This is a genomic window from Streptococcus macacae NCTC 11558 (assembly GCF_000187995.2).
Lineage (GTDB): Bacteria > Bacillota > Bacilli > Lactobacillales > Streptococcaceae > Streptococcus > Streptococcus macacae.
In genome coordinates this window covers 434,772-458,395 of sequence record NZ_AEUW02000001.1, presented here as the reverse complement: position 1 = coordinate 458,395, position 23,624 = coordinate 434,772, and the positions used below count along the sequence as shown (strand labels likewise).

The window sequence follows — 23,624 nt, the reverse complement described above, 5'->3', positions numbered from 1 at the left end:
AGAGAAAGCTTGCCGCAGGCAGTCCTGCCTGCGGCAAGGCAACACTGAGCTAGCTTGACGAGTATCATACAAAAAAAGAGGCAGGACTTTAGTCCCAGCCTCCTCTATCATATGATAATATGATGGCTCTTTATATTTTTAAACACAGAATTGATTAAAGCCTGACTTTCTAATGACTATAACCTTTCAGTAAAGTTCTGGAAATAGTGTCTATTAAGCTGAAACTCTATTTTTTTCTGTATTACTTCTTTACGTCTTGTTTATAAAATTCCTGCAAAGCTTCCTGCCAGGTAGGGATAACAAAACCTGTCGCTTTTGCCTTCTTCAAGCTCATTGTTGAATTAAAAGGGCGCTTTGCCTTGGCAGGAAATTGGCTTGAATCAACTGGCTTAACAACTACATCAGTATCTTTAAGAATTTCAGCGGCAAAATCATACCATGTTGTATCTTCTTTCGCATCATTAGATAGATGATAATAGCCGAAGTCCTTTTGATTTTCAGCCAAATAAGTCATAAATTCTGCTAAGGTTCGTGTCCAGGTTGGACGCCCATGCTGGTCATTAACCACTGTCAAAGTATTGTGTTTTTTAGCAAGGTTTTGCATGGTAAAAACAAAATTTTTACCATAATTGCCAAATACCCAAGCTGTACGGATAATATAAAAACGATCCAAAGTTTCTTCAACAGCTTCCTCGCCCAGACGCTTTGTACGTCCGTATTCCGTCTGAGGATCCGTTTTATCATCTACTTCCCACTCTTGACCGATTGGCTTTTCACCATTAAAGACATAATCAGTAGAAACATAAACAAGAGCGGCATCATATTTCTTACAGGCCTGTGCAATATTTTCTGTCCCTGTTACATTGATGGCATAATCAAGTTCTTTCCCTTCATCCTCAGCAGCATCCACAGCTGTAAAGGCTGCACAGTGGTAAACAAGCGTCGGGCGTACTTGTGCAAAAACTTCATCCACTTTTTCCGCCTTTGTAATGTCCATTTCAGCCACATCAACAGCAACGTATTCTTCATCTCTTTCATCAAGCAAATAACGCAGTTCTGTTCCTAACTGACCATTACTTCCTGTAATCAAAATCATAAAATAAACTCCTTTAAACAATTTTTTATTTCATCACATCAAGACGAAAATAAGATAGATTTCTAAACACCATGATGACTGTGTCATTACACCATGATGACTGTGTCATTCATTATAAAGAAGCACGGCAAAAGAGCCGTCTCTTTTTAGTAGCATGATAAACAACTGCTAATGAACACAGCAGTTAGGCGATTTGCTTTTTTTATACTTCGCTAACGAATCCCTAATGCTATTCTAGCATAGCGGCTCATCTTCTCAATTGACCAAGCCGGAGACCAAACTAATTTAACGTCAATATCCAAAACTTCTGGCACATCCTTCAAAGCATCATGGATTTGATCAGTAATCAAATCAGCCAAAGGACAGCCCATAGTTGTCAGAGTCATATCAATCTCTGTCTGTCCAGAATCTTTGAAACGAATATCATAGATTAAGCCTAGATTAACAATATCAATGCCCAATTCTGGATCAATAACCATTTCAAGAGCCTCAAGAATTCTATCTTTAATTTTGGTTACTTCCTCTGGAGTATAGTTTGTATCTGCCATTATCCTTACCTCTTAATCTTCAACAAAGTCGCGCAGCTGCTTACTGCGGCTCGGGTGTCTTAATTTACGAAGTGCTTTTGCTTCAATCTGACGGATCCGCTCCCGCGTAACATTAAAGACCTTGCCAACATCTTCCAGTGTACGCATCTTTCCGTCATCTAATCCAAAACGTAACCGAAGGACATTTTCTTCGCGGTCTGTAAGTGTATCTAAAACTTCGTCTAACTGCTCACGAAGAACAACACGAGTTGTGTAATCAATAGGATTTTCGATAACTTCATCTTCAATAAAATCCCCTAGATGACTGTCATCTTCTTCTCCAATGGGAGTTTCTAAAGAAACAGGCTCCTGAGCAATTTTTAAAATTTCACGTACCTTATCAGGTGTCATGTCCATACGTTCTGCAATCTGCTCTGGTGTAGGATCCTGCCCTAATTCCTGCAAAAGATTGCGCTGTTCACGAACTAATTTATTGATCGTCTCCACCATATGGACAGGAATGCGGATAGTCCGTGCTTGATCGGCTATTGCTCGTGTAATAGCTTGGCGAATCCACCAAGTCGCATAAGTAGAAAACTTAAACCCTTTAGAATAGTCAAATTTATCCACGGCTTTCATCAAGCCCATATTCCCTTCCTGAATCAGATCAAGAAATTGCATACCGCGGCCGACATAACGCTTAGCAATCGATACGACCAGGCGCAGATTAGCTTCAGCTAAACGCTGTTTAGCTTCTAAATCTCCGTTTTCTACAGCAATGGCAAGTTCTTTTTCTTCTTCATTGCTTAAAAGAGGGACAACACCGATTTCTTTTAAATACATCCGAACAGGATCATTGACTTTAGCAGAATTATTGCCTAAAAGTTCTTCATCCGTTAATTCTTCGGGTTTAATTTCTTCAACAACATATTTTGTAGAAGGGTTACCTTCTTGGTCAGTAATAGAAATACCGCCGTCTGTCAAACGCTCAAGCAAATCATCAATTTGCTCAGCTTCCAGCTCAAAGGGAATGACTAATTTATCAGTGATTTCATCATCAACAGCTATTCCTTCTTTTTTATGATTTCGAATAAAATCTGCGACTTGAACATTAAAAGTAGTTGGTATTTTTTTATTAGTTGCCATGTTTTCCTCTTATTCCATATTTCTTTTCTGAGCGATAAGCTCTTCTAAACCTTTGACAGCTGCCTCTATATCTCCGTGACTGCTGTTCTCACGAATAAGTTTGTTTTGTTTTTGCATCTCTTGCTTTTTTAGATACTTTTCTCGCCAAAGTTCAATCTGCTGCAATTCACCATCTGCTATTTCCTCAGGCAGATTTTCCTCTAAAATACGATAATAGGCTGCCTGCAAATGAGACGGGAGCTGAGATAAATCATATGGATTGATCTCGCCATTCGTTTTTAAAATTTGATAAAGTTCTTGAATATCTTTTGTCTCAAATTCAAAATCTTCACGGTTTCGAAATTCATTTAAAAGATAATCATGATGAAGTAAGCGGTGAAAAAGCTGACTTTCTGCTTTTATCAGAGCTGTTAGTTGTTTAGCCACAGGCATTTCCCTAATAACAGTTTGATTAGCCTGAGACTGCTGGCTGATTTGAGAACGTACCTGTAACCGTTCCGCATTCACAGCCTGCTCAACCTGCTGATAATCAAAATCAGGCAGTAAGTCTGCTACGATATTGGCATAAGTATTTTGAGCTGTTATTGACGGAGAAGCTGCAATAATTTTGGCTATTTTTTCTACATAATCAATTTCTGCCTGTAAGTTATCACTATTTTCTGGTTTGAGATAATCAATCCAAAATTCGACACTGCTAATTCGTGACTGCTGTAAGAGTTTAGCCAGTTCTTCTTCTGAATTTTCCTTAGCAAATTCATCTGGATCCATCTGTCCAGGAATTCTAACAATTTCTACAGCTAAATCATGCAAGAGCTCCAATGATTTAGCTATGGCATTTTGCCCAGCACTGTCTCCATCATAGGTTAATACCACTTTTCGGGCATGTTTTTTTAGATGTTCAACATGCTCTGCGGTTAAAGAAGTTCCCATAGAAGCCACAGCATTTGTCACGCCTGAGCGATAAGCCGCAATAACATCCATAAAACCTTCCATCAGATAAAGCTCATGTGTCTTTCTAGCAGTTGCTTTTGCTTTATCTAAATGGTAGAGTTCATAAGATTTATTAAAAATAACCGTAGATCGTGTATTCTTATATTTTGCTGCTTTATTCTGAAGGTCTTTTTTTGCCCAGATCCGGCCTGAAAAACCAAGAACATGTCCATATTCATCTGCTAAGGGAAACATAATCCTATTTCTGAAAGCATCATAAACAGCATTTCTTTCTGATAAATTAAAAAGTCCAGAATCCATCATCGCCTGCTCACTATACTTTTTCAGCATAGCACGGTAAAGATAATCATGTTTATCCGGAGCCAAACCAATCTTAAAATAGTCAATCAGTTCATCTGTCAGACCGCGCTGATAAAGATAGCGGCGAGCTGCTTCTCCGACTTTCGTCGTTTTTAAGACAGCTTGATAAAATTTACAGGCATCCTCGTTAATATTAAACAATCCCTGATGAGGGTGTTCTTGTTTCTTGGTTTGACTCTGCTGATCGGAAATTGCTATTGAAACTCCTGAGCGTTCTGCTAAGAGCTGGACACTTTCTAAAAAGCTGATATTGCGATACTCTTCCAGAAATTTAAAAACATCTCCAGACTTACCGCAACCAAAGCAATGAAAAAACTGCCTATCTTCAATAACATTAAAAGATGGCGTTTTTTCTTTATGAAAAGGACATAAGCCTAAATAGTTACGTCCTGCTCGTGAAAGGCTGACAACTTCTCCGATCACATCTACAATGTTGATCTTGCTTTTGATTTCATTGATTGCTTCTTTGTCAATAGCCAAGTTATCACCTCCGCCTAAAAATGCATTTTAGCATTAAAATTATACCACTTGAGAGCACTTTTGTAAAACAAAAGACTAGGGCGGAGCTGCCAATATTCTCAAACCTTTTAACCTGATATGACACTTTTATTAAAATTTAAGTCTAAGTGAGCATATCTATTGTCAACCCTACAGTCTTAAGGTATAATTAAAAACTGATAAAAAAGAAAGGAAATATCATCTTGTCATGATTAAAGAACTGAAAGAATTTTTGTTTAAGGGAAATGTCCTTGATTTAGCTGTAGCCGTAGTTATGGGGGCTGCCTTCAATGCTATCATTACTTCATTAGTTTCTGATGTGATAACCCCTCTTTTCCTCAATCCACTTCTGAAAGCTGCTCAAGTTAAAAACATCGCTGACCTTTCCTGGAATGGTATAGCTTATGGCAGCTTTCTAAGCGCCGTCATTAATTTTCTTATCGTCGGCACAACGCTCTTTTTCGTTGTTAAAGCTGCGAACAAAGCAATGTCATTTGGCAAAAAGCCAGAAGCTGAAGCCGAGACTGAAGCTGGTCCTACAGAAGTTGAATTGCTTACAGAAATTAAAGATCTTCTTAAAAAACAAAATTAATAAATATAAGAAAAGAGGTTGGCAGAAAATCCAACCTTTTTCTTATGTCTTCTAAACTCCATGCTGTAGTTACTGGCTAGAGCAGCCACGGAACTGGCTTGGGCATTAGAGCTTCTTAATACCATTTTGACCACTAGACTTTTAATTTTTAGTAAGCCATAGCCAACAAAAATTATAACGATTTCTTTACCTGCCTTTTCATCATAAAAGCACTTTTGAAGCTTAACTCCTTTAGCAAAAGCATCAAATAACTTCTGAGCCTTTTATTAACAGCTGATTTATAGCTTTTGATACTGCTATTTAATTTGACTAGGATCTAAAGTTAATTTTTTATAACCTGATTCTTTCACCAGTTCATCATACTGCTCAGCGAAAATTTGTTCATGCGAATTGATATAGCCAAAATAAATGACATCAGCGATATCCTCATGATTAAAGAAAAGGTATTCATTGTCATTTCCCATACCCTCTGGGTAAGGGACCGCAGCATAGTCAAAATAGCCGATTTCTCCATTATCATCATAAAGAGAGGCACGGCTGATAATCATCAAAGGCACTTCTCCTGTTTCAGTCAGTACGACCGTACCAATCGGTAAAATATGTTCTGGTTTATTCATAATTATTGTCCTTTCGTTTTGCGAATGAGTTTAAGGTAAATAATGTGTTTAATAATAAGGTTCCATATTAAGTTTGGAAACAGAGAAACAAAAAAACTTGTTGCAAATAACGCAGCCAGATAATCTCCAGATGAAGTCGGATGCAAGTAAAAATAATAACTAAGCGGTATACAGATTAAGGCAAGAGTAGTAGATAAATAGGCTGTTAAATAAGGAATTTTACCTCCAATATTCTTCCTTATGGCAAAGTCAAACATCTTCTTAAAATACTCATGTTGTCTCTCCAAACTGGGTTCTACCTGTGCAATTGGGTCACGAACCCTTATGGCAAGCATCAAAGCTTCAAAAGCTAGAAATAAAACAATTCCTAGAATAATCGGAGCATACCGATCGAGTTTATCAGATAAATCAGTATTAAAAATAGGAAAACTACGACTCAACATTAAAAGTCCTGCTACCGTAAGCGGAGACAAAACAGAGGAAACGGCTAACAGCTTAAAAGTAAGAGCCTGTTGTTTATCAATTGTTTTCTTTGTCGCTTGTCGCCAAGTCACTTTGCCAGTCCATAAATCATACTCGGCAGAATAGCCATCTCCGCTTAATCCTTCTCCTATCCCATTATCAATGGGAAACAACAATGTTCTTAATATCATTACCATGGCCAAGTCCATCCTGATTTTTTAGGTTTTCTATCTATATCCAAGTTTTCATTAACTTTACTACTAATCCAACTGGCCTACTGATTCATAAAATATTATCCAGTTTACTCATTGGCTTGTCCTTTCGTTTTACGAATGAGTTTGAGATAAATAATGTGTTTTAAAACACCATTCCACAGAAAGCTGGGAAACAAAGAAACCAAAACACTTGTTACAGATAACATCTCAAGATAATCCCCAGATGAAGTTGAATGCAGGTAAAAATAGTAACTAAGTGGAATAGCAAGCAGAGCTACTAAAACAGATAAATACGTGCCTACGTAAGGAGGAATTCTATCTCCGCCAATATTCTTTCTTATTGCGAAATCAAACATCTCCTTAAAGTACTCATGTTGCCTTTCGATAGGGGGTGCCGCATCAGCCAAAGGATCACGCACCCTTATAGCCAGCATTAAAGCTTCAAAAGCTAGAAATAGAATAACTCCAAGAATAATCGGCGCATATTTATCAATCTTACCTGACCACGCACTACCCAAAAGATTTAACTGTCTCACGAGCAGCAAGAGTCCCGCTACTACAAAAGGGGATAAGGAAGCGGAAATGATCATCAAAATTGATGTCAGTGATTTTTGCTTTTCAATCGTTTCCTTTGTAGCTTTTCGCCAAGTTACCTTGCCCGTCCAGACATCGTACTCAGCAGAATAGCCATCTCCACTTAATCCTTTTCCCATCCCATTATCAATGGGAAACAATAGTGTTCTTAATATCATCACCATGGCCAACTCCATCCTGATTTTTTAGGTTTTACTCCTTTATCCATTTGGGCATTAACTGCATCGCCAACTTTACTTCCAATTATTCCTCCAAGAATGCTTCCTGCGACTGAACCAATAGCTGCTCCTACTCCCGGAATTGGAATAATCATTTGCCCGACCCATGCACCTGCTACACGACCGACATTGCTTCCAACAGCAGAGGCTGTCATGTCAACCGCTACCTTACGGGTAGCTAGTGCTGCCGTCTGCTCATTACTGTAACCTTTTTTCTTATAACCTTCAGCTGAAACCTTAGCATCAATAGCAGTACCTAACCATCCAGCAACTTTTAGGGCTTTACCTGCCGCTTTACCGATTTTTCCGAGTCTTCCAGCAACCTGGTTTTCTTTCATCATCTTTAGATCTCTGTTTAGACGACCATGTTCATAAGATGTGAGCTTGGAAGTGATCGTTTTGAGTTTTTTGCTTTTCTTTAAATATTTTCCAGCATATTTGACATCCTCAATTTGAGCGCCTCCCTTTGAAAATGTTCTAGCTTTAAACATCTCATCTGTCCACTCACCTTTATGTTTCAGCCAATACCTATAAGAAGATTTAATATACAAACCACCTTTTGCATACTTAACGCTATTCTTTAGTAGTTTCATTTTTTGCTTATTTTCGTCTGAAAGAACACCATTTACGATAAAGTTATAGGCTTCTTCATAACTGATTCCAATTTCTTTAGAAAGTTGTTTGGCAAAATCTTTGACGTCACCCATTTTCTTATCAGCCGCCTTAATCACAGACTTATCAATATTTAAACCTGGATGATTTTTCTGATAAGCTTTAATCGCCTTGGCATCCTTGTCAGTGAGTTTATCACCCTTATTAACCTTGGCAGCAGCTGCCAAATAAGCCTCCCGCTGTTCCCACTGGGACTTAATCGTCTTGGTCCAGGCCAACTCCTTCTTACTGGGCAGGGTGAAAGTCCCATTAAAACCTGAGATCCCGCTTTGCAGCTGAGAAAGCCCCGTATTGACCGCACTCTCTAAGCCTGCAATATCGCTGAAAAAACCAGAAGATTTAGCATTGTACTCCCGGAGCTTGCGCAGCTTCTCTTCCAAATCCCGCTTAGTCCCCTCATCAGCACTAATCGCCTGATCGAAAGACTGCGTATCCGCAGCGCTGTCAATGCGTTTCATAGCCGTTTTAGTCGCGCGGTTGGTAGCAAGCGTAGAGTTCAAGGCATGGATCTGAGCTGTTAAAGTCTCTTCATCCAAATCCTCATTGCCGACACTGGCGCGGTACTCATCCGGCAGCTTCTTGATATCGGCCTTAGCCGCCTCTGCCAGAAGGACAAAGGCTTGGGCTAAAGGTTTGACCACACTGCTGCCATAGTTCTTGATATTGCTGTAGGCCGAACCAGACAGCCTGTCTTCATTAGCCAGCTGGTCTATGGATTTGACCAGCTGTTCAAAACCAGCCTTATAATTATCAGCAAGCGTTCCTACGGAACTGGCTTGGGCGTCTGAACTCCCTAAAACCATCTTGACCATAATTATTTCCCTTTCTTGTTCTTAAAATGATCGTTTTTATTATATCATAATCTTAAGCTTATTAGGAACACACTGGCCAATACCAAACTAACAGCAAGAAAAATATTAAGACTAAAGATCTGCACTGCCTTGAACATCAAAATAGAGAGGACAAATCTTGTCCTCTCTTGATGTTAGGTCATGTCAACCCACTCCAGTTGACCAAAATCCACTTTGTTATAAACTAAAAAAAGGCACTTGCCTTCTCTTAGTTTTATTAGATCACTTTTAGAATTTTTTGCGTTTGCGAGCTGCTTCTGATTTACGTTTGCGTTTTACAGAAGGTTTTTCGTAGAATTCACGTTTGCGTGATTCTTGAAGAGTACCAGCTTTCGTTACAGAACGTTTGAAACGACGAAGAGCATCATCAAGTGATTCATTTTTACGCACTACAGTTTTTGACATGTATCTCACTCCCCTCAATTTCATTGTAACATAATACGTTCCCAGACATTATACACAAAATCTGGCGTAGATGTCAAGACATTTTCTCGTATTTTCCTTCTATTTTCATTATTGTGACTCATAAAACAGTGAAAGCTGGCTATGATCCTATGAACCAATAGAAAATTCCAAATTTTTTCTGCTAATAGCTAGTATTAATTTAAATAGTATTAATCCTTTACCTGCTTATCTGTTAATTGAGCAGACTCGCTGATATATTGTTTATATTTTCCTTCTTTTTTCAGTTTTTTAATAACCTTATTGACGGTTTTCACAAGTTTACCACTATTTTTTGGCAATGCTACCGCTTTGGAGTCTCCTTCACCTGTCTTTAAGGCGACTTTAGCAATAGCTAGCTCCTTATTTTGTGTCAGATACCCTTCTGCTACCGGCTTTTCCAGATCAATAGCATCGACCTGGCCTGATTTCAGTTCATTTACTGCTTCTCCCATGGCTGTCAAAGCCGTCACATTCGACTGTGATAATTGATCTTTTGTCAGCTTTTCTTCAATAGTTCCTTTTTGGACAGCAACTTTAGCTTTATTAAATGAAGATAGGGAGGTGTATTTGTTAAGATCAGATTTTTTAACAAGAATAGCATTTTCGGTCTTGTAGTAAGGAGTAGAAAAATCATATGCTTTAGCTCGCTCCTTTGTATAAGAAAGTCCAGAAATAGCAATGTCGGCTTTCCCTGTTTTCAAACTAGACAGCACATTGTCAAAACTCATTGATGATAGTTCTAACTTTACTCCCAACTCATCTGCGATCTCTTTTGCTAATTTAATATCAGCACCCACAATGGTATCCTTGCCCTTCATTAAAGCTTTAAATTCAAAAGGTGCATAATCAGGACTAACAGCTACAACCAGTTTTTTCTTATTTTTAATGTTATTCTCCAGATTATTGGAATTTGAAGAAGTACAAGCTACTAATAAGATTGCAGCTAAAAAGCTAAGCAGCAACAGACCAATTTTTTTCATTTTCATTTTTCTCTTTTCTAATTTTTTACAGCAGCAATATAAAAGGGAAATCAATCATATTGATGTAAACACTGGGAAAGTCTATTTAAGGCTTCTCTAAGCATATCTTGATCGCCGCAATATCCTAGACGGACATGGCCTTCAATCCCAAAGCGATTTCCAGGAACAAGCAAAACACCATAATCTGCTAAAAGCTGCTTACAAAATGCCTCAATAGCAAGCGGAACATCAAGTTTAACAAAGGCCATTGAGACATGATTCGGCAACACTGCCTGAGCTCTTGTTTCTTTAGCTAACCAGTTCTTTAAAATCTGGAAATTTTTCGTAACTATCTTTTGGTTCCTTTTAATAATCGCTAAACGATGCTTCAAAGCAAAAGCAGCCAGCATGTCATCTAAAACACCAGCACAGATCATTGTATAATCACGATAGTCTCTTAAAATATCCGAAATAGCTTTACTAGCAGCCACCCAGCCAACTCGAATACCTGGTAAAGAATAGGTTTTGGAAAGACTATCTACAGAGATCCCTCTTTCATAAAGATCTACAATAGCTGGGACATTTTGCTGCAAGGAGAAGGATTTATAGACTTCATCAGCTAAAATATAAGCTCCGCAGGACTCAGCAATGGAAACTAATTCCTTTAAATAAGTTTCATCCATAATAGCACCTGTTGGATTATTGGCATTATTGATACAGATCATCTTAGTATTAGGACGAATTAACTGACGCAGCTCATCTAAATCTGGCAGCCACTTATTTTCTTCCTTAACAGGCCACAAAGTAACTTGCGCTCCTAAAGATTTGGGAATATCATAGAGCTGCTGATAAGTTGGAAACATGGAAATAACATGATCTTTGGGTTCAATAAGTGCATAAAGCACAAGCATATTAGCACCTGTCGCTCCGTTAGTCTGCAAAACTTGCTCAGTTGTGACTGTTTCATAAAGTTGGCAAACTTCTTTTTTGAACTCTGGAGAGCCTTCTATCCAGCCATAATCCATTTTCTTTAGAGCCAGTTCTTGGTAAAAAAGATTGATATCTTGTTGCGTTAGCTCAAAAAGTTCCGCCAAGCTTAAAGAAGATATTGTTACACCAGCGATATCATGACTGGCACTTTTTTCATGTACATTTAGCCACTCTTCCACTCCAAAACGTGGTAATTTCATACTGACTCCTTTGATTTTCTAACCTATATTGATGATACTGAATAAGGCTTGACTTGTCAATATTAAAACACAGTCCCTTGAGCGGTAAAAAGGAAAGAAAACAAAAATAAACTGCATCCAAATTGGCTATTTTGTCCAACTTGAAGGATGCAGTTTAAAACTTGACTTCTTCCTATTTTTTATGAGATACCGATAACTTATAGGCCTCTTTGACATATTTATTGATCTGATCTGTCTTTTTAAGTTTCTTAATAACCTTATTAATCTTAGCTTTCAGTTTTGTGCTGCCTTTTGGCATAGCTACGGCATAGGCATCAGATGATCCTGATTTCAGTTTGACTTCAGCAATAGCAAGATCATCATTTTTAGCAACATAGCCTTCTGCAATAGGCTTTTCTAAAACAACACCATCAACTTGTCCTGATTTTAGTTCATTAATCATCTCACCATTTTGAACAAGAGAAACATTCTTAGCGCCTGTAAGCTGTTCCTTAGCAACCGTTTCTTGGATGGAACCTTTTTGTGTAGCTACAGATAAGCCTTTGAAAGAATTCGTCTTTTTATATTTATTCAGTTCAGACTTTTTAACAATAACAACATTAACAGATTCATAATAGGTTTCTGAAAAATCATAAGCTTTTTGGCGTTCCTTAGTAGCAGAAATACCTGAAATACCTACATCTGCTTTACCTGACTGAACGCTTGATAAGACATTATTAAAAGACATTGAAGAAAATTCAACTTTGACCCCAATTTCCTTAGCAATAGCTTTTGCCAGTTCAACATCAGAACCAACAATAGTATCTTTTCCTTTTTGCAAAGTCTTAAATTCAAAAGGAGCAAATTCCGGATTCATGGCGACAACAATTTTTCCCTTATTTTTAATCTCCTTCAGTGTATCTTTTTGAGAGCTGCCACAAGCAGTAAGGGCTGTTAAAGCGATAAGAGCGCCTGTTCCTAACAAAACTTTCTTTAGTAATTTCATAATTAACCTCAATTCTTTTTAATAGCGATAAGATATTATAAATTATATTTTATAATTATGCATTTGTCAAGTATTTTTTTATAAAAATTCAATTGGTTTCAACTGAATTTACCAAAATTCTCGAACAAAGCCATCTGCTAGACGTTCACTATAAAAAAGTTCTGAAAGATTTTCGTCATCAAAGACACGAATCAGATTTAGAAGGTCATATGCTAAGTCCATCTTCGGTAAATCTGCCTTTTTAACCCAAGACACCTCTCCTTCCTCTGTTGAACGAACTGTCCCTTCAAAGTGATTCGTTTTATATAAAAATACAAGATAGCGGATATCGTCTTCAGTGTGCCAATGTTTCATCCCTACCAATCTAGGCTCCTTAATAACTAAGCCCGTCTCTTCCCAAATTTCACGGACAACGGATTCATGCAAGGACTCATGCTCTTCAATATGACCTCCAGGCAAAGCGACACCTGACCAAGTATATCTTTTAGGATCGCGGATTTGAACAACAATATTTCCCTCACCGTCTTCAATCATACACATATTGGTTAAAATTACTTCCTGACTACGAGGCATGCTTCTTTTTCTCCTTTAATTCCCTTTATTCTTAAGTAATGGATAAATCAAAGCTAATCCATCGCTTTCAATTCCAGCACCATATCCCGAATTTGAGCTGCTAACTCAAAATCAAGCAATTCTGCTGCTTCTTGCATCTGATTTTGTAATTTCTTAATAGCTTTTTGACGTTCTGCTTTTGTCATTGCTTCATAATCAATTGCTTTTTCAGTAACATCTGTATCGCTTGCTCTGCTAATAGCAATGAGGTCGCGGATTTCTTTCTTAATTGTTTGCGGAACAATGCCATGTTCTTTATTGTAAGCCATTTGAATTTGACGGCGGCGATGGGTTTCATCAATAGCTCTTTGCATAGAATGAGTGACTGTATCAGCATACATAATCACATGTCCTTCACTATTGCGCGCTGCGCGGCCGATCGTTTGGATAAGACCGCGTTCATTGCGAAGAAAACCTTCTTTATCGGCATCCAAGATAGCAATCAAACTAACTTCCGGCACATCAATACCCTCGCGCAAGAGGTTGATTCCAATCAGAACATCAAAGACACCTAAACGTAAATCACGGATAATTTCCGTACGTTCTAATGTTTTGATATCAGAATGCATATATTTGACTTTAACTCCCATCTCTTTAAGATAGTCTGTCAGATCTTCTGCCATCTTTTTAGTTAAAGTGGTGATAAAAGTACGTTCGCTCTTTTGCGTACGTTTGGTTATTTCCTCCAGCAAGTCATCCATCTGCCCCATGGTTGGACGGACCTCTACTTCTGGGTCAAGAAGGCCTGTCGGCCGGATAATCTGCTCAATAACAGTATCTGTCTGCTCCATCTCATAATCTCCAGGTGTTGCAGATACATAAACAATTTGATGCACATGGCTTTCAAATTCCTCACGGCGCAAGGGGCGGTTATCTAAAGCAGAAGGCAGACGAAAACCGTAATTCACTAGCATTTCTTTTCGCGAGCGATCGCCGTTATACATACCTTTAATCTGTCCCATAGTCATATGGCTTTCATCCACCATAATCAGAAAATCTTCTGGGAAAAAATCAAGCAGTGTATAAGGCGGCTCTCCTTCTGTTCTTCCGTCCATATGTCGGGAATAATTTTCAACACCATTAGTATAGCCCATTTCACGCAGCATTTCGATATCATAATCCGTTCTTTGCTTAAGGCGTTGTGCTTCTAACAGTTTACCTTCAGATTCAAACAAGTTTAACTGCTCTTCAAGCTCTGCCTGAATTTTAGCAATTGCTAATTCCATATGTTCATCATTTGTCATAAAGTGAGTTGCTGGAAAAACAGCCAAATGTTCTACTTCCCCTAAATTCTTTCCAGTCAATGCTTCAATCTCACGAATACGATCAATTTCATCACCAAAAAACTCTATACGAAAAGCATGTTCATCACGGGAAGCTGGGAAAATTTCCACAACATCCCCGCGCACACGAAAACGTCCCCGCTGAAAATCAATATCATTGCGCTCAAATTGAATACCTACTAGGTCATTAAGCAGTTTATCTCGGGAAATTTCCTGACCAGGACGCAAACTGACAACGCTATTGGCATATTCTTTTGGAGAACCCAAACCATAGATACAAGAAACAGAAGCTACGACAATAACATCATTGCGTTCTAAAAGAGCTGACGTTGCTGAATGCCTCAGCTTATCTATTTCATCATTAACAGAACTATCCTTTTCGATATAGGTATCACTAGAGGGGACATAGGCTTCCGGCTGGTAATAATCGTAGTAAGATACAAAGTACTCTACCGCATTATCAGGAAAAAATTCCTTAAATTCACCATAAAGCTGGCCTGCTAAGGTCTTATTATGAGCTATAACCAAGGTTGGCTTATTGACTTGCTGAATGACCTGACTCATGGTATAAGTTTTTCCAGTTCCTGTTGCTCCCATTAGTATCTGAGCTTTTTCGCCGCCTTCAATATTATCCACTAAATTTTCAATTGCTTGCGGCTGATCACCTGAAGGCTGAAATTTCGAAACTAATTTAAATTTATTATCACTTTTTTTATCAATCATATCGTTACCTCCCTCTTATTTTAACATACTTCTTTAAAATGCTGGAAAGTAAAAATTCTTGTACATGTTATAAAACCTAACATATATTGATGGTCCAACTTGCCTAAAGAATCAATATTTGGTATAATAAGGCGTAATTTTTATGAAGGAGTGTAAACATGAAGAGGAAATTATTGGCTCTTGTAACAGCTATAGGTGCACTGTTCTTTATGTTCAGCAGTAGGGCTTCGGCTGACAATATTAAAATTGTATCAGATTCCACTTATGCACCTTTTGAATTTAAAGACAGCGATCACGTTTACAAAGGGATTGATGTTGATATTATCAAGAAGGTTGCTGAGATCAGCGGCTGGGATTATAAGATGTCCTTTCCTGGTTTTGATGCCGCTGTAAATGCTGTTCAGTCTGGCCAGGCCGATGCTTTAATGGCTGGTACAACTGTTACCAAAGAGCGGGAAAAAGTTTTTGCATTCTCAGATACTTATTATGATACAAAAATTGTTATCGCTACACGCAAAAAAGATAAAATCACTAAATACAGTCAATTGAAAGGAAAGACAGTCGGCGTAAAAAATGGTACAGCCGCTCAGAATTTCCTTGAAAAACATAAGGATAAGTATGACTATAAGATCAAATCTTTTGACACAGGCGATTCCATGTATAATAGTTTAGAATCTGCTGCTGTTGATGCTGTAATGGATGATAAGCCAGTTGCACAGTATGCTATTAATCAAGGACAAAATCTCCGCATTGAAATGAAAGGGGAGTCTATTGGCAGCTTTGCTTTCGCCGTTAAAAAAGGAAGCAAATATGAGCATCTCATCACAGATTTTAATAAAGCGCTCAAAAAAATGAAAAAAGATGGCACTTATGATGCTATTATGGCCAAATGGATTTCAAATAAAAGTTCCAAATCAACGCTCAGTACAAGTACTGGTAATGCCAAAGCTAAAGCAAAACCTGTTAAAAAGAATTATAAGATTGTCATGGATTCTTCTTTTGCACCCTTTGAATTTCAAAATGGCAGCGGCAAATATGTGGGTATTGATATTGATCTCATCAAAGCTATTGCCAAACAGCAAGGTTTTTCGATTACAACGGAAAACCCTGGTTTCGACGCTGCTTTAAATACTGTTCAATCTAGTCAAGCAGACGCTGTAATGGCAGGTATGTCTATCACTGACGAACGCAAAAAGATTTTTGATTTTTCAGATCCTTACTATACCTCTAATACCTTGCTAGCTGTTCGTAAGGGCAGCAAAGTCGTCTCCTATAAAGATTTAAAAGGAAAAAAGGTGGGGGCTAAAAACGGGACTGCTTCTTATACTTTCCTGGAAAAAAATAAGGATAAATACGGCTACACGGTTAAATCTTTCGATGAAGCTTCAACCATGTATGATAGTCTAAATTCAGGCTCCATCTATGCCCTCATGGATGATGAAGCTGTTTTAAAATACGCCATCAAACAAGGGCGTAAGTTTGATGCGCCTATTCCTGGAGAAAAGTCAGGTGAGTATGGTTTTGCCGTCAAAAAAGGAACAAATCCTGAGCTGATTAAGATGTTTAACAATGGTTTAGCTGCTCTTCAAAAATCGGGCCAATACGATAAAATCATTAATAAATACCTCTCTAATGACAGCCAAAATAAAGAAGGCTCTTCAGCTTCTAATGAGTCAACCATTTGGGGACTTCTTGCCAATAACTATAAACAACTCTTATCAGGGCTTAGTACAACACTTAGTTTAGCGATCCTTTCATTTGCTCTTGCTATGATTGTCGGTATCCTCTTTGGAATGATGAGTGTTAGCCCTTATAAGACACTTCGAATTATAGCTTCTATCTTTGTTGATGTGATTCGCGGTATTCCATTGATGATTGTTGCTGCCTTTATTTTCTGGGGAATTCCTAACCTTATTGAGTCCATCACTGGCCAACAAAGCCCAATAAACGACTTTGTTGCAGGTACGATTGCTCTTACGTTAAACGGCGGTGCTTACATTGCTGAGATTGTCCGCGGCGGTATTGAAGCTGTTCCTAGCGGTCAGATGGAAGCTAGCCGCAGTTTGGGTGTTCCATATAAGACAACTATGAGAAGAATTATTTTGCCACAAGCGTTTAAATTGATGCTGCCTAACTTTATCAATCAATTTGTCATCTCACTAAAGGATACAACTATTATCTCTGCTATTGGATTAATTGAACTCTTCCAAGCAGGAAAGATTATCATTGCGCGTAATTATCAATCCTTCCGCATGTATGCTATTTTAGCTATTATGTATCTTGTAATCATAACGCTCTTAACCCGCCTAGCAAAACGTTTAGAAAAGAGGATTAAATAATGACTGACTTAAAAATTGATGTTCAGGATTTACATAAATCCTTTGGCAAAAATGAAGTTCTTAAAGGAATTGATGTTCAATTTCACGAGGGTGATGTGGTTTGTATCATCGGACCTTCGGGATCAGGAAAGTCAACCTTTCTTCGCACTTTAAATCTCCTTGAAACAGTTACTAGCGGTAAGGTTATTGTGGATGGGTACGAGCTGTCAGACTCCTCTACCAATGTTGATAAGGCACGAGAAAATATCGGTATGGTCTTCCAACACTTTAATCTGTTCCCCCATATGACTGTTCTTGATAACATCACTTTTGCGCCTATCGAACTTGGTAAAGGCTCTAAGGAAGAAACTCAAAAACACGGCATGGAACTTTTAGAAAAAGTGGGACTTTCTGATAAAGCTCAAGCTTATCCTGACAGTCTTTCCGGCGGTCAAAAGCAACGTGTCGCTATTGCGCGCAGCCTAGCAATGAATCCAGAAATCATGCTGTTTGATGAGCCAACATCCGCTCTTGACCCTGAAATGGTTGGCGATGTTCTTAATGTTATGAGGGACTTGGCTGAGCAAGGCATGACCATGCTGATTGTCACTCACGAAATGGGCTTTGCCCGTAAAGTTGCTAATCGTGTTATTTTCACTGATGGCGGACAATTCCTCGAAGATGGGACGCCTGAAGAAATCTTTGATAACCCGCAGCATCCACGTCTTAAGGACTTTTTAGATAAGGTGCTGAATGTGTAACTGAGTAAGAAAACTTAACAGCTAAAGCTGTTAGCTATAACACTTAGCTAACTCACTTATTAGCAAAAGGAGCAGGTTCGATAATAACCTGCTCCTTTTGCGTCATAACCTTTTTTATAGGTCGGATGCTAAACCATCTTGATCTTTTACGTTACCTGCTGTTAGTACTATCTACTATAAATTTTGACTTTTATCTTGCCTTCTGGTAAACTAATACCAACTTAACATTCAGGAGGAAATGGAGCAATGAACAACTAAGAACAGAAATTTTTGATACTACCATATCAAGTTTTGTTTTTAGTGTGCTCTTAATTCATTTTCAATTCCAATTACTGGTCGTTTATTACCATTATTGGGTTGCTTTTTGATTTGATAAAACTGAACCTCACTCTCTACTTGATTTGGTAGAGAGTTTTTTATTGAAAGCGAGGTTCTTATGCTACAAATTAATCATTTAACCATTACACATCTTAAAGACTTAACACAGCTAATTTCTGATTTAAATGTAATCGTCAATTCTGCGGATAAATTAGCTATTGTTGGCGAAGAGGGTACTGGCAAGTCAACACTTTTAAAGGCTATTTTGTCTCCGCAATTAATTGCTAACTACTGTATTCTCGAGGGGAAAATTGATAATCATTTTCCTAAAATTGGATATTTACCACAAGCTTTGTCACAAAAACAAGAAAAGATGACCGTTTCAGAATTTCTTTATGATGATTTAGATTATGTTAGCTTCGATTTCAATGCTTTTTACCAAATGGCTGCGCGATTAGATTTGGATATTCAAGCCTTAGAAAAGAGAAATCAGAGTTTGAAAAGTTTATCTGGCGGAGAAAAATTAAAACTGCAACTGGCTAAATTAGCTGGTGAAAATAATGATTTACTCCTGCTAGATGAACCTTCTAGCGACCTTGATGCGCAGGCAATTGATATTTTACAAGCATTCATTCAATCATCTGACAAGGCAATTATTTTTATCTCTCATGATGAAGCTCTGCTAGAAAAAACTGCTACCGCTGTTTTACACCTTGAGTTAATAAAGCGTCGTCAAGTTGCTCGCGTAAGCTATTTTTCAGGAAATTACACAGATTATATGACTTATCGTCACAAAGCTTACACCAAACAACTGGAACAAGCCAAAAACGACCGCCGTATAAAAGCTAAAAGAGACGCTAAAATACAACGGCTTCATCAGGCGGCAGAATATAATGTGCGAAATACTCATGATAGCACTATGGGGAGATTAGCGGCTAAAAAGATGAAAAATGTCTTATCTCTTGAAAAACGCTATGCCAAAGAAGAGGAAAAATTGGCCGATTTTCCTGAAGAAATGGATAGTATAAAACTATTTTTCGATGATATTGTCCCTCTTGATAAAAAGAAAAAACTTCTGTCTTGGGGCAATCATGATTTACCAACTGGCCAAAAAGTCAGTTTAACCATTTTAGGTCAAGATAAACTCGTGATTACTGGGAAAAATGGTATCGGAAAGACACGTCTGCTCACACAAATTTACCAAGAGCTAGATAAAAATCATTTTTCAATCGGTTATATGCCACAAGATTACGATAGTGTTTTTCACAAAGAAATGACTGCTTTAACATTTTTAACACAGGTATCAGACATCGAAAAAGCTCGAACACTCCTTGCTAGCCTTCAATTTACAAGACAAGAAATCGAACACTCCGTCCTTGAACTTTCAGGCGGGCAAAAAGCAAAATTATTCTTAGCACGTATGGTTTTAGCCCAAAATCATATCTTAATTCTTGATGAGCCGACAAGGCATTTTTCTTCAACCAGTCAACCTCTTATCCGGCAACTCTTCAGGGATTTTCCGGCTTGTATTATCAGTGTTTCTCACGATAGAAAATTCATTGACGACGTTGCTAATGCGCGTTATCTATTGACTAACAAAGACCTTCAAAAATATTAAAAAGGGAGTGGGACAGAAATCAGTAGTTTCGCAGAAACTTGATTTCGTCGTCTCACCCCCGCACAGTTGAGTAGGGTTGTAAAAGCTGATTTATCAGCGCATTAGATCCCACTCAACAGTGATTGATTGGCACTAAAGTGTCTAATCAATTGTGCATGGGAAACTCTAAGTTGACTAAAGTCAACAGAGTTTCTCCAAACCACTGCGTCTTGTAAGTTATTCCTATACTAATAAAGAAGTTGAGCACTTTTGACCCAGCCTCTATGCAGGTAAGTAAGGCAAGCATTATGACTCTTGTTCCTTGGCTTCGCCTGCTTTTTCTTTAGCTAATTTCTCACGTTCCAAACGCAATTTACGATTGGGATTGAGTTTATTGAAAAGTTCTTCCAATTTTTCAGCATTCCAAACATCGGCTGCTGATACAAAATGGCCATCTTTATCTTTAAATGATATTGGTTTATCGCCCATAGTAAAACCTCCATCTTGATCGTTTTAAATGTTTTGACTGACTCCCACTTATGCCGTTTCAGTTAATCTTACTGCCTTAACGCAGTTAGTGAGGTTAGGCGCTAGACTACCTTAGCCGGCTAACTCAGCAATTGAACACGTCCTAAGGAGCTGGGCAAAAAGATAATTTTTACGCTACTTGCTTAATAGCTCAATTACGACGGGAGAAAATGGGTTCGATACCAACCCATTTTCGATCTAGTAAGATGACTAGGCATGCTCTCTATAGAGCTTGCCGTCTAGTCGTTAGATAGTTTTGCTAGTCACAGAATTAAGCCAGAACACCATAGCCGGCTAACTCAGCATAGAATTTGTTACGACACGGAGTTAAGACAGTCGATACTTACTGTCCTTAACGTAGTTAGTAAGGTTGGTAGCTAGTCCACTATAACGACTAACATAGTAACTGAACACGTCCTACGAGCTATGCAAAAAAGATAATTTTTCCCTAGAGCTCACGGCTCTTCGTCAAAATTCCTATTTTTGCTTTGCTCGCTTGACGGACTTTGTATCTTTTTTTAATCCACAAATTCAAATTCAAACTTGCCAATACGGACAAGATCTCCGTCCTTGGCTCCGCGTTCACGAAGAGCCTGATCAACGCCCATAGCTCGTAATTGCCGAGAGAATTTCATAATAGACTCATCCCGTTCTAAATTAGTCATGGCAAAAAGTTTCTCTAGTTTTTCACCTGACAGCAGCCAAGCAGCATCGTCTGCGCGTGAGATGTCAAAATCTTTTTCTTCTTGGGCAAAGCCATAATAAGCTTCTTCCTGCATATCTGATTCATCATAAAGCAGAAAATCATCTGTCTGATCTAACAGCTGCGCTGTCGCATCCAAAAGAGCATCCAAGCCCTGATGCGCAAGACCTGAGATAGGAAAAATTGGTGGCTTATCATCAAATTCGCCATAGCTGGCAGCCAATTTTTCTTTAAATTTTTCAAGATTCTCTGCTGCTTGGGGCATGTCCATTTTATTAGCCACAATAATTTGCGGACGCTCCAGCAAACGCAGATTATAAGTTTCTAATTCCTTATTAATAGCCAAATAATCTTCATAAGGATCACGGCCTTCTGCTCCTGACATATCAATCACATGTAAAATAACGCGTGTTCGCTCAATATGCCGCAGAAATTGTGTTCCTAGGCCAACACCCTGACTAGCTCCTTCTATTAAACCTGGTAAGTCAGCTAGGGCAAAAGAAGCTCCAGATTTGGTCCGTACCATACCCAAATTAGGCACAATAGTCGTGAAATGATAAGCACCGATTTTAGGTTTAGCAGCTGTAATAACGCTAAGAAGCGTTGATTTTCCCACTGAGGGAAAGCCAACCAAACCAACATCAGCTAAAATTTTTAATTCTAAAGTCAATTCACGTTCTTCACCAGGTTCCCCATTTTCGGAAATCTCCGGAGCTGGATTGCGCGATGTCGCAAAACGAATATTGCCGCGGCCGCCGCGGCCGCCATGAGCTGCAATAAATTCTTGGCCATTTTCTACTAAGTCGGTTATCACTTTGCCTGTCTCTGCATCACGGACAGTTGTTCCTTGCGGTACATGAACATAAAGGTCCTCCGCACCGCGGCCATGCATCCCTTTTGTCATGCCTTTCTCACCAGCTTTTGCTTTGAAATGGCGATTGTAACGAAAATCCATCAGAGTGCGAAGGCCTTCGTCAACGACAAAAATAACATCGCCCCCTCGGCCTCCGTCTCCTCCCCAAGGTCCGCCATTAGGGACATACTTTTCCCGACGAAAGGCTACCATTCCATCGCCCCCTCGGCCGCCTTTAACCGACACTTTAGCTGTATCTAAAAACATGCTCATACTTTTTTCCTATCTTGATTCGCTTAAAAAAACGCCCATAAGCGTTTCTTTTTAAATAACAGCACTAAGTGCGCTAAGAACCAATGCTCCAACAGTCACTAAAACCATAACAACAACGACAACTAAAGTTAATCGCTCAAAAGCTGTTTTTTTATGCGATCCATTATCTCCAAAAGCCAATTTTCTTACCTCTTTTTTGCTTATTTATCTTACTTATCTTATCACGAATTGAAAGAATAAGCAAATATCAAGTTATAAAATCTTCTTTTAATTTTTGAGAGAAAGACACAATTATGCTAAGGTTAGGTACAGAATAATAGCTAAGGAGAAAGTTAAATAGTTTTAGGATATAAAGAAGCTACTTCAATTGATGATAAATAGTCTTATAAACAGTATTATTTTCATGCGGAACACAGTCTTGCACCCAATTCCACCAAAAATAACCTCCCACATAGCGACTCGTATAGTTGGGCATCGAATAGTATCTTTGAGCCATAGCTTTCTTACTTTTATCCGTAGCCTTCTTTGCTGTATTGCCACACTCTCCTATCCCTACATCTGAATGCGGAAATAAAGTCTGCAATTTTTTAAAAACACTGGACCAATGAGGCTGATAATTTTCATTGTCATCTTCATAATAGCTAATAAAACTGTAATCAACTGTCTTGCGTAAATGATTGGAGATATTTCTTTTAATCCAGCGAAACATATCGTGCTGATGATCAGGATTTTCATAATAAAAGGTTAGAGCTGTCTTACCGCCTGCCGAAGAAATCGTGTCATAGGCTGCAGAAAGTTTGTGGCTAATCAGCTGATCTTTTTGCTTGATCCAATCTGTACCATTTACTTCATTGCCAATTTCCCATATGTCAGTATAGGCAGATAATTGCTGATAGGCCTCTTTAAAGCGTTTTTGATAACTGGCTGTATCCTTATATAAGTTCATTTCATAAGAATCAACAGGAGAAGCCATAATATAAGCGACTTGATGTATCTTTTGAAACAAAGGCTGATAGGCTTTTGCCGAACGATCTTTGGACATAACGATTCTTACTGTAGGTTTAACTGGCATTGCTTTTAAAGCTGCGACAATATCAGCTGTTTTCACTTTACCATACCAACTATCATCAACTGTTACTCCGTATAATTTTTGATGGCTTTTAATAGCATTACTTGATGTTTTGGGAACTGCTCTAACATACAGCAGCCATAATACAATGCCTGCCGCAGCTAAAATCATCAGATAAAACCCATACTTTTTCTTCATCCCTGCCTCAC

Annotated in this window: 22 protein-coding genes; 4 read left to right on the top strand and 18 right to left on the bottom strand. The window is 38.4% G+C overall.

Annotation, left to right across the window (positions count from 1 at the left end; genetic code table 11):
* Nucleotides 1-241: 241 nt before the first annotated feature.
* From rfbD to dnaG, 4 genes are all read right to left on the bottom strand, one after another.
* Nucleotides 242-1,096, bottom strand: coding sequence for a dTDP-4-dehydrorhamnose reductase (rfbD, locus tag STRMA_RS02305; protein ID WP_003081637.1), 855 nt, complete (start codon nucleotides 1,094-1,096; stop codon nucleotides 242-244).
* 212 nt (nucleotides 1,097-1,308) lie between these two features.
* Nucleotides 1,309-1,644, bottom strand: a complete 336-nt coding sequence (locus STRMA_RS02300) for a metal-sulfur cluster assembly factor (RefSeq protein WP_003081262.1) — start codon at nucleotides 1,642-1,644, stop codon at nucleotides 1,309-1,311.
* Between the two features lie 12 nt (nucleotides 1,645-1,656).
* Entirely contained in the window at nucleotides 1,657-2,769 is a 1,113-nt protein-coding gene (gene rpoD / locus STRMA_RS02295; RefSeq protein WP_003078860.1) for an RNA polymerase sigma factor RpoD, read from the bottom strand.
* Nucleotides 2,770-2,778: 9 nt separating this feature from the next.
* A complete protein-coding gene (gene dnaG, locus STRMA_RS02290; protein ID WP_003080631.1) occupies nucleotides 2,779-4,560 on the bottom strand; it encodes a DNA primase in 1,782 nt (593 codons plus the stop codon).
* Between the two features lie 226 nt (nucleotides 4,561-4,786).
* On the opposite strand from dnaG, the gene mscL reads away from it, so the two are divergent.
* A complete protein-coding gene (gene mscL / locus STRMA_RS02285) occupies nucleotides 4,787-5,170 on the top strand; it encodes a large conductance mechanosensitive channel protein MscL (protein ID WP_003080713.1) in 384 nt (127 codons plus the stop codon).
* Nucleotides 5,171-5,466: 296 nt separating this feature from the next.
* On the opposite strand, the gene STRMA_RS02280 is transcribed toward mscL, so the two are convergent.
* The 10 genes from STRMA_RS02280 to uvrB all read right to left on the bottom strand — a co-directional run bounded on the left by STRMA_RS02280 (nucleotide 5,467) and on the right by uvrB (nucleotide 14,995).
* The gene (locus STRMA_RS02280; RefSeq protein WP_003079997.1) at nucleotides 5,467-5,787 is read right to left on the bottom strand and encodes a DUF4176 domain-containing protein; all 321 of its coding nucleotides are present in this window, start codon (nucleotides 5,785-5,787) and stop codon (nucleotides 5,467-5,469) included.
* Nucleotides 5,788-5,789: 2 nt separating this feature from the next.
* Nucleotides 5,790-6,446, bottom strand: a complete 657-nt coding sequence (locus STRMA_RS02275) for a hypothetical protein (protein WP_003080012.1) — start codon at nucleotides 6,444-6,446, stop codon at nucleotides 5,790-5,792.
* Between the two features lie 104 nt (nucleotides 6,447-6,550).
* Nucleotides 6,551-7,222 carry a hypothetical protein gene (locus STRMA_RS02270; protein WP_003081966.1) on the bottom strand — a complete coding sequence of 224 codons (672 nt, stop codon included), beginning with the start codon at nucleotides 7,220-7,222 and terminating at the stop codon, nucleotides 6,551-6,553.
* Nucleotides 7,216-8,760 carry a T7SS effector LXG polymorphic toxin gene (locus STRMA_RS02265; RefSeq protein ID WP_003079685.1) on the bottom strand — a complete coding sequence of 515 codons (1,545 nt, stop codon included), beginning with the start codon at nucleotides 8,758-8,760 and terminating at the stop codon, nucleotides 7,216-7,218. Before STRMA_RS02265 ends, STRMA_RS02270 begins: the two co-directional genes overlap by 7 nt.
* A gap of 267 nt (nucleotides 8,761-9,027) precedes the next feature.
* Nucleotides 9,028-9,204, bottom strand: a complete 177-nt coding sequence (rpsU, locus tag STRMA_RS02260; protein WP_000048058.1) for a 30S ribosomal protein S21 — start codon at nucleotides 9,202-9,204, stop codon at nucleotides 9,028-9,030.
* A gap of 209 nt (nucleotides 9,205-9,413) precedes the next feature.
* Complete coding sequence (locus tag STRMA_RS02255) at nucleotides 9,414-10,229, bottom strand: transporter substrate-binding domain-containing protein (protein ID WP_003079282.1); 816 nt, start codon at nucleotides 10,227-10,229, stop codon at nucleotides 9,414-9,416.
* 44 nt (nucleotides 10,230-10,273) lie between these two features.
* Complete coding sequence (locus tag STRMA_RS02250; protein WP_003081141.1) at nucleotides 10,274-11,392, bottom strand: aminotransferase; 1,119 nt, start codon at nucleotides 11,390-11,392, stop codon at nucleotides 10,274-10,276.
* Nucleotides 11,393-11,564: 172 nt separating this feature from the next.
* The gene (locus STRMA_RS02245) at nucleotides 11,565-12,377 is read right to left on the bottom strand and encodes a transporter substrate-binding domain-containing protein (RefSeq protein WP_003078746.1); all 813 of its coding nucleotides are present in this window, start codon (nucleotides 12,375-12,377) and stop codon (nucleotides 11,565-11,567) included.
* Nucleotides 12,378-12,485: 108 nt separating this feature from the next.
* Nucleotides 12,486-12,950, bottom strand: coding sequence for an 8-oxo-dGTP diphosphatase (locus STRMA_RS02240; protein WP_003080578.1), 465 nt, complete (start codon nucleotides 12,948-12,950; stop codon nucleotides 12,486-12,488).
* Nucleotides 12,951-13,003: 53 nt separating this feature from the next.
* Nucleotides 13,004-14,995, bottom strand: a complete 1,992-nt coding sequence (gene uvrB / locus STRMA_RS02235; RefSeq protein ID WP_003082370.1) for an excinuclease ABC subunit UvrB — start codon at nucleotides 14,993-14,995, stop codon at nucleotides 13,004-13,006.
* 158 nt (nucleotides 14,996-15,153) lie between these two features.
* On the opposite strand from uvrB, the gene STRMA_RS02230 reads away from it, so the two are divergent.
* The 3 genes from STRMA_RS02230 (at nucleotide 15,154) to STRMA_RS02220 (ending at nucleotide 20,010) form a co-directional block, all read left to right on the top strand.
* Nucleotides 15,154-17,334, top strand: coding sequence for an ABC transporter substrate-binding protein/permease (locus STRMA_RS02230; protein ID WP_003078534.1), 2,181 nt, complete (start codon nucleotides 15,154-15,156; stop codon nucleotides 17,332-17,334).
* Nucleotides 17,334-18,074, top strand: a complete 741-nt coding sequence (locus tag STRMA_RS02225; protein WP_003081684.1) for an amino acid ABC transporter ATP-binding protein — start codon at nucleotides 17,334-17,336, stop codon at nucleotides 18,072-18,074. The genes STRMA_RS02230 and STRMA_RS02225 overlap by 1 nt, the downstream gene beginning before the upstream one ends.
* A gap of 436 nt (nucleotides 18,075-18,510) precedes the next feature.
* On the top strand, nucleotides 18,511-20,010 hold the full coding sequence (locus STRMA_RS02220) for an ATP-binding cassette domain-containing protein (protein WP_003080382.1): 1,500 nt from the start codon (nucleotides 18,511-18,513) through the stop codon (nucleotides 20,008-20,010).
* Nucleotides 20,011-20,295: 285 nt separating this feature from the next.
* Here STRMA_RS02220 and STRMA_RS02215 read toward each other — a convergent pair whose 3' ends face one another.
* The 4 genes from STRMA_RS02215 to STRMA_RS02205 all read right to left on the bottom strand — a co-directional run bounded on the left by STRMA_RS02215 (nucleotide 20,296) and on the right by STRMA_RS02205 (nucleotide 23,613).
* Nucleotides 20,296-20,478: a hypothetical protein gene (locus STRMA_RS02215; RefSeq protein WP_003081256.1), complete on the bottom strand. Its 183-nt coding sequence runs from the start codon at nucleotides 20,476-20,478 to the stop codon at nucleotides 20,296-20,298.
* A gap of 557 nt (nucleotides 20,479-21,035) precedes the next feature.
* The gene (obgE, locus tag STRMA_RS02210) at nucleotides 21,036-22,346 is read right to left on the bottom strand and encodes a GTPase ObgE (RefSeq protein WP_040841464.1); all 1,311 of its coding nucleotides are present in this window, start codon (nucleotides 22,344-22,346) and stop codon (nucleotides 21,036-21,038) included.
* 51 nt (nucleotides 22,347-22,397) lie between these two features.
* Nucleotides 22,398-22,526: a DUF4044 domain-containing protein gene (locus STRMA_RS09435; RefSeq protein WP_003081276.1), complete on the bottom strand. Its 129-nt coding sequence runs from the start codon at nucleotides 22,524-22,526 to the stop codon at nucleotides 22,398-22,400.
* A 178-nt stretch (nucleotides 22,527-22,704) separates the two neighbouring features.
* Nucleotides 22,705-23,613, bottom strand: a complete 909-nt coding sequence (locus STRMA_RS02205) for a hypothetical protein (protein ID WP_003078505.1) — start codon at nucleotides 23,611-23,613, stop codon at nucleotides 22,705-22,707.
* Nucleotides 23,614-23,624: the final 11 nt, after the last annotated feature.